This is a genomic window from Paenibacillus sp. GL_099_B (assembly GCF_057835695.1).
On the sequence record NZ_CM174430.1, the window covers coordinates 2,905,648 to 2,919,655 of the forward strand.

Genomic DNA, 14,008 nt, shown 5'->3' on the forward strand with positions numbered 1-14,008 from the left:
AAATATGGCTGATTTAAAGCGGCTTAACCGGTACACATATTTCGCAAAAATCCAGAAGAAGGAGATCACCAGCATACCTTTCCAAAATGGGTTTGTTGTCCATGATATAACCATTGCTCTGCAAATATGGGAAAATCTCGGTCCAGGCTTGCTTCACATCTTCTGCTGTATGTTTGACTTTGCAAACCAGATATTGCCCGCCATGAAGTTCAGCTTCTTCAAGTTGTGGAGTCGACTCATCCAGGCAATAATCCTCCGATATGACAATACAAGCATCATACCTGCAGTGAGAGGGCAGCGTGGTTTCAGGGTTATCCTGCGGAATGCCGAACAAGATTGTCGACACCATAAGCAAGTTTTTAGATCTGGCCCAAATCTTTAACGTCTCCATCGCGTGGCTGTTAGCAGGACCATACGGACCCACTTGTCGTACATAAGCAATCCGGGATGTTGGCAGGGTTTCGATGTGGAATTCCATTAGTTTTCATTCCTTTCGTTACGGTTATGGGTTACATCTCGAATGCTATCATGGTATAAAAAAATATTCATATGTATTTTTGGAAAAAGATAGATTGGTTTGACTAGAGCTGTGAGTGAAGGCTAAGCCAGTCGGAAGGCGAATCCTGATAAGGCTGTGAACGAAGTTGACGTGTGATTTCTTTATTCTGGAAAAATAGGAAAGAGGCCGATGATCTGATCATCGACCTCTCTTTCGTAATGGAATGAGTGAAAAGTTACGGATGTCACATTCCCAAGTTATTCGGCATGCATTTTGTTAAAGCTGACATATTCGTTAATAGGTTTGCGATATCCGCGCGGACGTTGTTTGGCTTCCGACTTTTTGCCGATTGTAATCAGCATGGCAGGTACATAATGGTCGGGAATGTCCAAGCTGCGTTGCAACTCTTCCGCGTCGAAGCCAATCATGGGGCAGGTGTCCCAACCACGATCCTGAGCGATCAGCATCAATTGCATCGCTGACAGGCTGGCATTACGAATGGCATCTTCCCTCTGGAAGAACCTTCCCCGCGTTTCGTAAAATTCGATGACGCTCTTCGATTCTTGCTCGTATTGGAACGGAGTAAGCGCGCCAAGGTTCAGTAGGCCCTCATTAATCGTGCGGATGTGATGATGTGCGTTAACATCGCCGAGCACAACAATGACCGCAGAGGCGGTTTTTACTTTATATTGCTGTGAAGCTTCATAGACTTTTTCTTTCTGAGCCGGGTCCGTCAGCACAAGATAGTGCGTATGCTGGAGGTTAAAGGCAGAAGGTGCGAATTTGTTTAGGGCAAACATCTCTTGCAATTCCCACTCTGGAATCTCAATTCCTTCTTCAAAAATAACGGCCGATCTACGGTTTTTGACCAGATTCTCCAATTCACTCATGGTAGTTTCCCTCGCTTATGTATGATTTATAAACTGACTATATCACACTAAGTTACTTTATGTAAGTATTATTTTTGAATAAGACAAGATCTGCCTGCCATACGATAAAATAAAACAGAAGAGGTGATTCATGAAAACATTCATCACAAGGTACAGGGCTGGAAAGTTGCGAAATGAATTTCAGGTATACGTCATCGAATCCTCCACGTTGAAACGTTTTTTGGTGGTGGAGATGGTATTGGGTACCCTGGCTTACAATGTGGCACTTTATCTGTTTCATAATGCACTTCTTGCTGGCGTTGGTTCCTGGGCCGGAACGGAAAGTGTGAAGAGGCTGCCAGTCGTTTTCAGGAAAATTGTAGGTCCTTAAACTATAAAACAGAGTGTTAATTGCTGATTGGTTATGTAGGTGTAAATGTAATGCAGGAGTGAAAGGCCCGATACCGGGCCCAATCCTGTATAGTTCAGTTTGCCTTTTACATACTATGTCGTAAGAGCGGAACGAACTTTTTTGACGTACAGATTCCTTGTGTTTATTTGGCGCGCTCCAGGTACTGTTCAAGTGTAAGATTCTGGCTCGTAATTTCCCCAGCGATATACACGCCAACATAACGCACATGCCATGGCTCATAAGAGTAGCCTGTCAGTTTCTCCTGATCTTTGCCATAACGAATGATAAATCCGTATTTATGTGCATTGGCTTTCAGCCATTTGCCTTCTTTGGTGTTTCCAAAGCTTTGTTGCAAATCATATCCCGCTGATGCACTGGAGATATCCATCGCAAGACCCGTCTGATGTTCACTTTGTCCAGGACGAGCACTGGTTTTATTGGCAACAGCTTCGCCTTTGATACTTGCATTACGGTCAAAAATGGATTTTTGGGTAGTATAAGAGCGATAACCAGACACGGCTTTGATATCAATGCCGTCTTTTTTCGCTGCTGCGAACAAGTTCTCGATTGCTGTGGCAGCTACTTTACGCATTTGCTTTTTCGGACTGGAGCCGGAGAAGCTAAATGGGATGTTAGGAACAACCAGATCCTGAGGGGCATAGGTTGAAGGCAAGTTTCTCTTTTTATTCACTAGCACAACCGTGCTTGATAGATTCGTTACCGTTGCCAGGCCACTGCTGCTCGTTTTGATTGTGCGTCCAGGTGCATTATCGTGCAGGAATTGAGTGAAGCTGGAGCTGGCAGCAGATGCGACCGGATTCAGTTCCTTAGTGAAGGGCAGCGTTGTGAATGCTGAGCCTGCTACGACAGAACCTATAAGTATCGTGGATACGATGGATTTACGTGTAAAAGATTTCATGATGTGTGTTCCTCCTCGGGTTATATCAATCTCGTGCTTTGCTATATACCGAGTATACTAGAGGATTATATCCATAGGTTCTCCAATTGTTTCCGAGTTGTAAACAAAGTTTGCGAGATTCATAGCTTTTAATTGTCTGACGAGAAAAAGAGCACAAAAAAAGACTCTGCACCTTTTGTGCAAAGTCTTTCTGTATACATAGATAGGCGAATCAAATGCTCATTATTTCAGCCACAAACTTTTGAATTACAGCTCGCATGAAACAGAATTTCCGGAGCTTCCAGCAGCCACTGCGCGGGCATCCCGAACACGGACATTGCTGCTGAGTATACCGGAATCACTGCTTAGTTTGAAGGAAGGATAGTTGAGTTCCGTGTCCAGCTTCATGTGCTGCTCCAGGTTTAACTGTTGTTTCGGATCGACATAGAATGGCACCAGATTGGTTTCAATTTGTACATCCAGAGCTTCGGGTTCGTCCACGATAAGTATGGCGATAATTCCGTTACAGCCACAACCTTCCATGTCATAGATCACTTTGAAATAACCGGGCTGATCATTCAGGCTTTCAGTTAATCGCGCAGCAGCCAAATCTGTAATTTGAATATGCATATCGCTACACTCCTTTATATGTTGGCATGATCGTAATGGTAAATGGATTAATTCAACTTCTACTGTCATTATACCACTTTGGCAAAAATCAAAGCATTTATTTTCTTGACTGATCAGTCTGGAAAAGTGTATTCTTGACTTAATCCAGCGGGAGGTGAGGTCTGAAATTGGGAAGAGCCAAGGAATTTGACACCGAAAGTGTTCTAAGAAAAGCCACGGCTGTATTTGGAGCCTATGGTTATGAAGGTACTTCGTTGACTGTACTGCTGAATGAGCTTGGTATTGCACGTCAAAGTTTGTATGACACTTATGGAACCAAGCATGATTTATTTGTCTCTGCCCTTAAATTTTATATTCAGCAGAAAACAGAGGCGAGTATTCAGCTGTTGAATGAATGCACGAGTGTAAGGCAGGGGATGGAACAGCTTTTCAACGAAGCCGTTAATGTATTGACGGACGAGGAGCGTCGCAATGAATGTTTTATTATCAATAGCGCCGTCGAACAAGCACCCCAAAATCATGAGATTGCAGACTTTATTCAAGCGAGCAACAAGCAAATGGAAAATACTTTTCTTGCGGCGCTTATCCGTGGGCATAGAAACGGTGAATTTAACCATGCCGAGGATGAATTGCCCGGTATTTCCCGTTTTCTGAATTATTCCCGCCTGTCATTGACCTTCACCGCCAAGAGCGGTGCTAGTACAGAGGTGCTGCAGGAGCTAGTGCGTACAACATTAAGGGTATTGAATTAATGGCAGTATATGAGCAAGGATTCTTTGTTGGATTTCTGAAAATGAACGCTTAGGGCGTTTATTTTTTCACCATTCTAGACTGATCAGTCTGAAAAATGAACACAGAGCAAACCGAAGGAGGAAGTGAAATATGACATATTCTTATCAGATAGAAGCCGGCAATGATATGCCACAACGTATTATGCACGGATTTACTCAATTACTGCTGGATGGAGAGCTGGATCAATGGGTGGAGTTATACGCGACAGAAGCTGTCTTCGAATTTCCTTATTCCCCGCCGGGGTTCCCTAAGAAGTTGGAAGGCAAAGCTGCAATTGCGAATCATGTACATGATCTTATGAGGATGATTGAAATCCAGCAGTTTTCCGAACCGGTGATTCTGACTGATCACACGAAACAACAGTTTGTGGCCGAGTTCACTTGTGTGGGGCAGTCTCTGGTCACAGGCAAACCTTATAACCAAACCTACATCTCTGTAGTGAGCCATCAAAACGGCAAGATTACACATTATAAAGACTATTGGAATCCGATGGTCGTTCTTGAATCGGACTTAGGAGGAAATGAAAATGATCAACGATAAACCTTTAACACTGATTACAGGAGCGAATGGAAAGACAGGAAGCCGCGTTGCGGCCATACTTCAGAAGCACCACTATCCGGTGCGTCTGGCAGGGAGAAAGAAACCAGCTTCTTCTGATTCTGCCGACAACTACGTCTTTTTTGATTGGTACGATTCAACCACTTATGGTCCAGCGCTGAAAAATGTGGATCAAGTGTACCTTGTCGTGCCGGTCATGGAAATGCACCCGGAAGCCGTAATGATTCCGTTCATCAAGGAAGCGTTATGGAGCGGCGTTAAACGATTCGTCTTGCTTGGCAGTGCTTCCGTTGATGAAGACGGACCTATATTTGGTAAAGTGCATCAAAGCTTGAAGGAGCTTGCTCCTGAGTGGACTGTACTACGGCCTTCCTATTTTATGGAGAACTTTACAGAGGGACCGCATCGGGAGACGATGAAGCAGTTGGGTAAAATCTACAGTGCTGCTGGTGAGGGTAAAATTGGTTTTGTCAGCGCAGATGATATCGCAGCAGTTGCCTTCTATGCTCTGACAGATGTTGTCCCCCATAATACAGCTCATATCATTACGGGTCCGGAGACATTGTCTTATGGGCAAGTTGCTGGCATGTTCAGTCGTTTACTGAATCAATCCATACAGCATGAATCATTGTCTGATGAAGAATTGAGGAATAGCATGATTCAGGGGGGGATGTCGGAAGATTACGCCACGGTTCTGGCAGGACTGGATGTATTCATCCGGGAGGAAGGAAGAGAAGATCAAACGACGGAGACGGTACTTAAAGTCACAGGTCAAAGCCCGGTTTCTCTGGAGCAATTTATTAGGCAGCATATGCAATGAGGGGAATCATAGAAAGATTTTTATAAAATTATTGGAAGCAAATTCTGCTGAATAATAAGAAGACGGTGCCGGAAGGCCCGTCTTTTTTGCTGATTGTTCAACCTTTAGAGGTATCCGTTCGCATTCCAATTTCTACAGTAACAACAATACCCCAATCCAGCACGGTGATTATATGTCTACGCTTTTGGGGAAATAGATGAGAATGAATGTTTGATAAAAGGAGAGAAGAGAACGGATGATTCAGTTCGAAAATGTATCCAAGCAATACCCTGATGGAACCCATGCTCTGCGTCAGGTTAATCTCAACATTAATAAGGGAGAGCTGTTCATCATGATTGGTCCGAGCGGTTGCGGCAAAACCACAATGCTCAAAATGATCAATCGCCTGATTGAGCGGACAGATGGGACCGTCCGAATTAATGAACGGCCTATCGATGAATATAACATTCATGAATTGCGCTGGAATATCGGATATGTGCTGCAACAGATTGCACTGTTCCCACATATGACAATTGCCGAAAATATTGCGGTTGTTCCTGAACTCCGAAAGTGGAAGTCAGAGCAAATCAAGGAGCGCGTACATACTTTGCTGGACATGGTCGGACTGAAAGGTACCACATACAGTGATCGCAAACCTGCTGAGCTATCTGGTGGACAACAACAGAGAATCGGTGTATTGCGCGCACTCGCTGCCGATCCTGAAATTGTACTGATGGATGAACCGTTCAGTGCACTTGACCCGATGAGCCGTGAGAAATTACAGGACGATATTCTGGATATTCAGCGTCAGATGAAGAAGACGATTGTGTTTGTTACCCATGATATTCAAGAAGCGATGAAGCTGGGCGATCGTATCTGCATCATGAAGGATGGGCAAGTGTTACAGGTAGGCACCCCGGAAGAACTAATCCAGCTGCCAGCGAATGAATTTGTACGTGACTTTGTCGGTAGTTCTGGTCCGGATAGGAGTTCACAGCCTGTATCTGGTGGGGGAGACCCGCTGCATGAATTACAAACGGCCTCCGGCGAACAAGATCGACTGATTTCTATATTTGATCTTGAATCGATCATGTCACCGCTCTCACCTGGGCATGTGCCGAAGTCGGTCAAAACGGCTGTTCCCGTATCGATTACGCTGCCGGATTTTGTGGAAATCATGGCATCTCATGATCATCTACTTGTCGAGAAGGACCACCAGATTATAGGCCAGGTCAGTCGAGCCGATCTGATCCAGTACTGGTCCGTGCAGTTGCAGGAACGAGGTGAAGCATGAGTAAATTTACAGAGGTGTTCAGTGAGCGCAAAGGACAGTTATTATCCGCTCTCCTTGAGCATATTCAGATCTCATTTATCGCATTGTTCTTTGCCGTTCTGATCGCGATCCCGCTTGGCATTTATCTGACACGCAAGCCAAGAGTGGCTGAGCCAATTATTGGGGTAACAGCCGTACTGCAAACGATCCCGTCCCTGGCCCTTCTCGGATTGCTCATTCCGTTATTCGGCATTGGTACACTTCCTGCGATTATTGCGCTTGTAGTGTATGCCCTGCTTCCGGTACTCCGCAACACGTATACGGGCATATCGGAAGTTGATCCTTCCATGGTCGAAGCAGCGAATGCGATGGGCATGAACAGTCGTCAACGTCTGACCAAAGTGGAGCTGCCACTCGCGATGCCTGTCATTATGGCAGGCATTCGTACCGCAATGGTTCTGATTGTAGGTACAGCAACGCTTGCAGCCCTGATTGGTGCTGGAGGTCTGGGTGAACTCATTTTGCTTGGTATTGATCGAAATGATACTGCATTGATTATTCTGGGAGCCATCCCGGCCGCATTGCTTGCCATTTTGTTTGATGTGCTGCTCCGCCAGTTCCAACGTTTATCGTTCAAGAAAACGCTGGTCACTCTCGGAACACTCGCTCTGGTGGCCGTTCTGGTAATCACGATTCCTTGGCTCTCCCGTGGAGGGCAAAAAGATCTGGTTATTGCTGGCAAGCTGGGTGCTGAACCGGAGATTCTGATTAATATGTACAAATTGCTCATTGAAAAAGATACCGATCTGAAGGTTGAATTGAAACCAGGATTGGGAAAAACCGCATTTCTGTTCAATGCACTGAAATCAGGTGATATTGATATTTATCCGGAATTTACGGGTACCGCCATATCTGAGTTTATGAAGGAAACCGCAGTCAGCACTGATCGCACAGAAGTGTATGAACAGGCAAGAGACGGGATGTTGAGCCAGTTCAATATGGTTCTTCTGAACCCGATGGATTACAACAATACGTATACGTTGGCTGTGCCTCAGAAGGTTGCGGATCAGTATAATCTGAAGACTATATCAGATCTCAAGTCAGTGCAGCAGCAGATTAAGGCAGGATTCACACTGGAATTCTCTGATCGGGAAGACGGATATGTTGGAATTCAGAAGAAGTATGGCATCAAATTCCCGAACGTAGCCACAATGGAACCGAAACTGCGTTATTCAGCCGTTCAGCGTGGAGATATCAATTTGCTGGATGCTTACTCCACAGACAGTGAATTGAGACAGTATAAACTCGTTGTGCTGGAGGATGATCAGGAATTGTTCCCGCCATATCAGGGAGCACCGATGCTCCGCAAAGAAACAGCAGACCAATATCCGCAGCTGGTGGAGCTACTGAATCAACTTGCAGGTCGTATCACGGATGATGAGATGCGCCAAATGAATTACGAAGTGAACGTTAATGGAGCGATTCCAGAACAAGTTGCAACGGATTATCTGCAAAAAGCAGGGTTATTATAGCTTGATATTTACGGTTATACATGAAGAGGAGGAACTAACATGACACAAACTTATGATCTGATCGCGATTGGAACAGGGAGCGCTGCAAGCTCAGTTATATCCCGCTGTGCCGAAGCCGGATGGAAAATTGCCGTGATTGATGAACGAGAGTTTGGCGGAACCTGTGCATTACGGGGCTGTGATCCCAAAAAAGTACTTGCAGGAGCTGCTGAACTTGTCGACTGGAATGAACGAATGAAGGGCAAAGGAGTGGACGGTAACGCCTCTATTCAGTGGTCGGAACTTATGGCGTTCAAGCGAACATTTACGGAGAGTATTCCGAGAGCTAGCGAGGATAAGTTCAAACAGGCCGGGATGCATACGTTTCATGGCAAGGCTTCTTTCGTCGACGAAGATCACATTCGTGTAGGGGAAGAAGTACTGCAGGGGAAACATATTCTAATCGCAACAGGTGCGCGTCCGGCGCCACTACCTATTGATGGTGCAGAGCATCTGAAATATAGCGATGATTTTCTTGATCTGGAACAGCTGCCGGATAAATTGGTTCTGGTAGGTGGAGGTTACATTGCTTTTGAATTTGCACATATTGCGGCCAGAGCTGGCACGGAAGTTCATATTATTCATCGAGGTGAAGAGCCGCTGGAACAGTTTGATTCGGAGCTGGTGGACTTACTGCTGCAAAAATCCGAGGAAGTAGGCATTCACGTGCACTTGAATGCGGAAGTGAAGGCGATTCGTCAGCAGGGCAACGCATATGTGGTTAGTGGAACACGCAATGGGGCTGATCATCAATGGCAGTGCGGACTTGTCGTCCACGGAGCAGGGCGTATTCCAAATGTAGATGGGCTTGAACTGGAGAAGGGAAATGTCAGTTATACAAAAAAAGGCATCTCCGTTAATGAGTACTTGCAAAGCGAAAGCAATCCAAGAGTCTATGCGGCTGGCGATGTTACCGCAACGGAAGGGCTTCCGTTGACTCCGCTCGCAGGGCAGGAATCACGTGCAGTATTCTTGAATCTGCTTGAAGGCAATCAGAACAAACCTAATTATAAAGTAATGCCCTCAATTGTATTTACCGTGCCATCCCTGGGTTCTGTAGGTCTTACTGTGGAGCAGGCCAAAAAAGAGGGCTACGAGGTGAAGGTAAATGACATGTCGAAATGGTATACTTATAAACGTACGAATGAAAAATTTGCCATGGCCAAAGTTGTAATCGATAAGGCAACAGGGCGTATCTTGGGTGCCCATGTGTTGGGTGGCAAAACAGAAGAACTGATTAACCTGTTCGCAATGGCAATTCAGTTCGATTTGACGACCGATCAGTTAATCACCATGAATTTTGCATATCCTACAGCCGCATCGGATATGGGCTCTTTATTTTAATGTGATGGTGTGGAAGGAAGGGAAGAATCATGTCAGCTAATTTTCATCGGATTCATGATGCCGAGTGGACAACCGAACCGGTTCAAGCGCGGACGGAAGGTGACCGTCTGATTGTGGAGGCACAGGAGGGCAGTGACTTCTGGGAGAAGACCTTCTATGGTTTCTGTCATCAGAATGGACATGCCATGCTTGCTCCATGGGACGGAACTAAGGCAATCGAAGTATCATTTGATCTGAGTTCATTCACGGAATTGTATGATCAGGCAGGGTTAATGCTCTGGCATGGACAGGATCAATGGATCAAGGCGGGGGTTGAAGTAAATGACGGCGTGGCTCATGTAGGGGCGGTCGTAACGGATCGGTTTTCCGATTGGTCGCTCTCACCTGTACCGGAGTGGGGTGGACGCATCGTTACCATTCGGGCTTCATACCATGACGAAGCCGTGGTTATTCGTGCTCGCACGGATGAGCATCCTTGGCGTACCATTCGGGTCGCGAGGTTTGCCTATCCGACGAACAAGCAAGCAGGACCGTTTCTCTGTTCTCCGAAGCGTGCCGGGTTCGAGGTTGCATTTACCAAATGGAAATTGACTGAACCGGATCAGGATCTGCACACAGACCCTCCCATTGCCGATTAAGATTGTTTGGTTGGGAAATTTGACGCAATCGCAACAAACGAAAACAAGCAAGTCTTCCTTGGTGGAGGACTTGCTTGTTTTCGTTTGCATTAGGCAGCGCCATAGGTTAATTTATCAAGCCTACAACGGATTATAGTGAAGTTTTTTTAAGTTGTGTCCACATGAAGTTGCACTACTGTTGTAGTTTATCCTCAAGATCTTATTTGCTTGAGTCCGTGTCCTTGGAGTCAGATTCGATGCCATCAGCATCCTCTTCACCATCACTTGCTTCGTTCAACTCACGCATACGTTCTTCGTAATCGTCCAGAAACCATAATGGGTCCATGTTATCTTCCTCGCCATTATAATTGATCAATACTTCTTCGCCGGCTTTGATATCTGTATAAGCATAGAAGTCAAAAGTGTGGTTTTCGAAGTTGATATCATAGGTGGCATTAGGTTCGTAGGAATGGTTGATCAAACTGCCATAGCCTAGCAGGATAGCCGTATGATTGGCTCCGTATTCGAATACGTAATCTTCGAGAATTGTTTTCTCAACATGTTCGTGGTCTTCATTGGGATAAGGGACAACCGGAGCCTGATGGATCAGTTGGCCTTTTGGAATGTCTACGGTCGCAAATACGCCGCGGTTAAATTCACCATCACCCAATTTGGATTGTTTCACTTCAATCATGATTTTCACCTGATGCTCTCCAAGAGAGCTCCATTCTTATAGTAGTAAGTCGTTTAAGGGAAAATTTTAACTCATCCATACCTATAAGGCAAATGTCATTGATTTCAGTTTGAGTGGATCAGGGGTCAAAACGAAGGACATTTCATCGAAAAATGGTGCTAAATTTACAATATGGCGTTGAGTTGTGCATGATATAACGCTTATAATATACAAAGAATTAAGTCTATATAGAAAAGGTGTCATGAATGAGCATATTAAATGTCGAAAAATTAAGTCATGGTTTTGGTGACCGTGCTATCTTTAACAACGTTTCTTTCCGCCTCCTGAAAGGCGAACATATTGGTCTGATCGGGGCCAATGGTGAGGGTAAATCTACCTTCATGAACATTATTACGGGCAAACTCCAGCCAGATGAAGGTAAAGTGGAGTGGTCCAAACGTATGCGTGTCGGATATTTGGATCAGCACGCTGTGTTGAGCAAGGGACAATCCATTCGTGATGTCCTTCGTGGTGCGTTCCAGTATTTGTTCGACATGGAACAAGAAATGAATGATATGTATGGCAAGATGGGCGATGTAACTCCGGAGGAATTGGAACAGCTGCTGGAGGATGTAGGTACGATTCAGGATACGCTGACTAACCAGGATTTCTACATGATTGATGCCAAAGTCGACGAGACAGCACGCGGTCTGGGTCTAACCGATATCGGTCTGGACAAGGACGTTAACGACCTTAGTGGTGGACAACGTACGAAGGTATTGCTTGCCAAGCTGCTGCTTGAAAAACCGGATATTCTGCTCCTGGATGAGCCTACGAACTATCTGGATGAATTGCATATCGAATGGCTGAAACGCTATTTGCAGGAATATGAGAATGCCTTTATTCTGATCTCGCATGATATCCCGTTCCTGAACAGTGTAATTAACTTGATCTATCACATGGAAAATCAGGATCTTACCCGTTATGTGGGTGATTATAGTCACTTCCAGGAAGTCCATGAGATGAAAAAACAGCAGCTGGAGTCGGCGTATAAGCGTCAACAACAGGAAATTGCTGATCTCAAGGACTTTGTGGCCCGGAACAAGGCAAGTGTGGCTACACGCAACATGGCGATGTCCAGACAGAAGAAATTGGACAAGATGGATGTCATCGAAATCGCCAAGGAAAAACCGAAACCACAGTTCAATTTCCGTGATGCCAGAACGTCCGGCAAGCTCATTTTCGAAACAAAAGGTCTTGTCATTGGATACAATGAGCCGTTGTCGAGACCACTGGACCTGCGTATGGAGCGTGGTCAGAAGATCGCTCTCGTTGGTGCGAACGGTATCGGTAAAACAACGCTGATGCGCAGCATTCTGGGCGAGATTCAGGCTTTGGAAGGAACCGTTCAGCGCGGTGAACATCTGGAGATTGGATATTTCCAACAAGAGATGAAGGATGCGAACTACAATACCTGTATCGAAGAGATCTGGCAGGAGTTCCCTTCCTATACCCAATTTGAAGTGCGTGCTGCACTCGCAAAATGCGGACTGACTACCAAGCATATTGAGAGCAAGGTCGCGGTACTGAGCGGTGGCGAGAAAGCCAAAGTTCGTCTCTGCAAACTGATCAATAACGAAACAAATCTGCTCGTACTCGATGAGCCGACGAACCATTTGGACGTTGATGCGAAGGAAGAGTTGAAACGCGCACTCAAAGCATACAAAGGTAGCATTCTGCTTATCTCTCACGAACCTGAATTCTATCGTGATGTGGTTACGGAGACATGGAATTGTGAGTCGTGGACAACGAAAGTATTTTAAAGTTCTAGGTAGAAAAGCTGAACATAATTTTGCTAAGAAAGCAAAATAAAAACGAGCTACTTTTTATAAAGTATTCCAGATTAGTGTAACACTTCTTCGGAGATCAAAATTCACCTTCATTAGCGTAAATGATTTGGTTGAAAAAAGTTGTTGTTCTGTTCTTAAGGGCGGGCCTTTATACAAGATGGCAAAAATGTGAAGGATAAGTTTGTTGAAGCAGGCGATCACAACCACCTTGTGAGGCTTGCCCTTTTTTCTTGTCATAACATTAACGCTTTTGGCCATAACCATACCTGTGATCTCGAGCTCGGCAACATCTCAACTAATATTTAGAGTCCATGCTCTTTGTGTAAAATTTTAGAGGGCTCATTTTGTCTGGAAAAATCCCTGTGCTACTCTCGAACCATAGCAACGTCTGCTCCGAGATGTGTTCCATTTGTTCATTTCTTATATCTTACTTTGCTAGTCTTTCCCCAAGAATGTCTCCAATTCATAACTTTCATGTGGTGGGGTTCCAAAGACCTCACCTTTTTTTCGGCACCTCATGATAAAACGACTACAAAAACCATACCATAATATTCTGACTAATTTGACAATAATGCAAAAAAAGATAACTCCACGCAGCAATCGTTTCTCCGTGTTTCATCGGGGAAGCGGTTGTTAATTTGTTTTGTTCGATCCTGATGAAAAACAATATATACTTTTCTAACTTCTGTTCATCTTCTGCTTTACTAGCTGTAACATTTAAATATATTCTTTTTTCTTTAAAGTGGGAGAAGAAGCAAGTTGAGTAAGATGTCATTGACTTTCACTTTTTGATCGCTACCAAGCCTGCAGAACATTACTGAAACAGTTTCTAACGCAATTTTAGATAATGTAGTAATTTAGTGTATTCCGTGGTGAAATTACTTTAAATTGATTCTCAAGCCGATTGTCACGACAGAGTTCGTTTCAAAAAACTGACGATTCTTTTGAATGGTGGTGCAGATAATAGTCTTCTTTTCTTGGGTGCAGGTAGGGGAGAATATACGTACAAGAATAATTTAACTAGATTTTGTTCAATAAAATATGTAAAATAGTAGGTGTAGTGTGCAAATTTGGTCAAAAATTGCATGAATTTGCTTCTTTATTACATAATTAAACATATATCTTAATTTTTAACTAAATTGATATAATAAATATCATATGTTATTTATTGTTTACAAAATATAATTTTTGTGATAATTTAAGAATGTAGTGAGAGTTTATAT

General features: G+C 44.4%; 14 protein-coding genes. 9 read left to right on the forward strand and 5 right to left on the reverse strand.

Annotated elements, in window-relative coordinates:
* Positions 1 to 13: 13 nt before the first annotated feature.
* Together AC3ITG_RS13570 and AC3ITG_RS13575 are read right to left on the reverse strand one after the other, a co-directional pair.
* Complete coding sequence (locus AC3ITG_RS13570; protein ID WP_489254025.1) at positions 14 to 478, reverse strand: AraC family transcriptional regulator; 465 nt, start codon at positions 476 to 478, stop codon at positions 14 to 16.
* A gap of 278 nt (positions 479 to 756) precedes the next feature.
* Complete coding sequence (locus AC3ITG_RS13575) at positions 757 to 1,389, reverse strand: nitroreductase family protein (protein ID WP_489254026.1); 633 nt, start codon at positions 1,387 to 1,389, stop codon at positions 757 to 759.
* Between the two features lie 130 nt (positions 1,390 to 1,519).
* Between AC3ITG_RS13575 and AC3ITG_RS13580 the strand changes: the two genes are divergently transcribed.
* Positions 1,520 to 1,759, forward strand: a complete 240-nt coding sequence (locus tag AC3ITG_RS13580) for a hypothetical protein (RefSeq protein ID WP_240342876.1) — start codon at positions 1,520 to 1,522, stop codon at positions 1,757 to 1,759.
* Between the two features lie 163 nt (positions 1,760 to 1,922).
* Here the strand turns inward: AC3ITG_RS13580 and AC3ITG_RS13585 are convergent, their stop codons facing one another.
* Entirely contained in the window at positions 1,923 to 2,699 is a 777-nt protein-coding gene (locus AC3ITG_RS13585; RefSeq protein WP_163753092.1) for a M15 family metallopeptidase, read from the reverse strand.
* Positions 2,700 to 2,945: 246 nt separating this feature from the next.
* A complete protein-coding gene (locus AC3ITG_RS13590; protein WP_449008893.1) occupies positions 2,946 to 3,308 on the reverse strand; it encodes an iron-sulfur cluster biosynthesis family protein in 363 nt (120 codons plus the stop codon).
* Positions 3,309 to 3,475: 167 nt separating this feature from the next.
* On the opposite strand from AC3ITG_RS13590, the gene AC3ITG_RS13595 reads away from it, so the two are divergent.
* From AC3ITG_RS13595 to AC3ITG_RS13625, 7 genes are all read left to right on the forward strand, one after another.
* Positions 3,476 to 4,060 (forward strand): TetR/AcrR family transcriptional regulator, encoded by a 585-nt coding sequence (locus AC3ITG_RS13595; protein WP_413026235.1) that lies wholly within the window; start codon positions 3,476 to 3,478, stop codon positions 4,058 to 4,060.
* 130 nt (positions 4,061 to 4,190) lie between these two features.
* A complete protein-coding gene (locus AC3ITG_RS13600) occupies positions 4,191 to 4,640 on the forward strand; it encodes a nuclear transport factor 2 family protein (RefSeq protein ID WP_449008895.1) in 450 nt (149 codons plus the stop codon).
* A complete protein-coding gene (locus AC3ITG_RS13605; RefSeq protein WP_163753348.1) occupies positions 4,630 to 5,478 on the forward strand; it encodes an NmrA family NAD(P)-binding protein in 849 nt (282 codons plus the stop codon). The genes AC3ITG_RS13600 and AC3ITG_RS13605 overlap by 11 nt, the downstream gene beginning before the upstream one ends.
* Positions 5,479 to 5,713: 235 nt before the next feature.
* The gene (locus tag AC3ITG_RS13610) at positions 5,714 to 6,751 is read left to right on the forward strand and encodes an ABC transporter ATP-binding protein (protein WP_489254027.1); all 1,038 of its coding nucleotides are present in this window, start codon (positions 5,714 to 5,716) and stop codon (positions 6,749 to 6,751) included.
* Positions 6,748 to 8,262 carry an osmoprotectant update ABC transporter permease/substrate-binding subunit OpuFB gene (opuFB, locus tag AC3ITG_RS13615; protein WP_489254028.1) on the forward strand — a complete coding sequence of 505 codons (1,515 nt, stop codon included), beginning with the start codon at positions 6,748 to 6,750 and terminating at the stop codon, positions 8,260 to 8,262. Before AC3ITG_RS13610 ends, opuFB begins: the two co-directional genes overlap by 4 nt.
* Before the next feature lie 39 nt (positions 8,263 to 8,301).
* Positions 8,302 to 9,645, forward strand: a complete 1,344-nt coding sequence (locus AC3ITG_RS13620; protein WP_413378085.1) for a dihydrolipoyl dehydrogenase family protein — start codon at positions 8,302 to 8,304, stop codon at positions 9,643 to 9,645.
* Between the two features lie 29 nt (positions 9,646 to 9,674).
* Positions 9,675 to 10,283: a DUF1349 domain-containing protein gene (locus tag AC3ITG_RS13625; protein WP_413378087.1), complete on the forward strand. Its 609-nt coding sequence runs from the start codon at positions 9,675 to 9,677 to the stop codon at positions 10,281 to 10,283.
* Positions 10,284 to 10,482: 199 nt separating this feature from the next.
* Here the strand turns inward: AC3ITG_RS13625 and AC3ITG_RS13630 are convergent, their stop codons facing one another.
* Positions 10,483 to 10,956, reverse strand: a complete 474-nt coding sequence (locus tag AC3ITG_RS13630; RefSeq protein ID WP_449008900.1) for an SET domain-containing protein — start codon at positions 10,954 to 10,956, stop codon at positions 10,483 to 10,485.
* Positions 10,957 to 11,201: 245 nt separating this feature from the next.
* On the opposite strand from AC3ITG_RS13630, the gene AC3ITG_RS13635 reads away from it, so the two are divergent.
* Positions 11,202 to 12,758, forward strand: coding sequence for an ABC-F family ATP-binding cassette domain-containing protein (locus AC3ITG_RS13635; protein ID WP_315795541.1), 1,557 nt, complete (start codon positions 11,202 to 11,204; stop codon positions 12,756 to 12,758).
* The last annotated feature ends 1,250 nt before the right edge of the window (positions 12,759 to 14,008 follow it).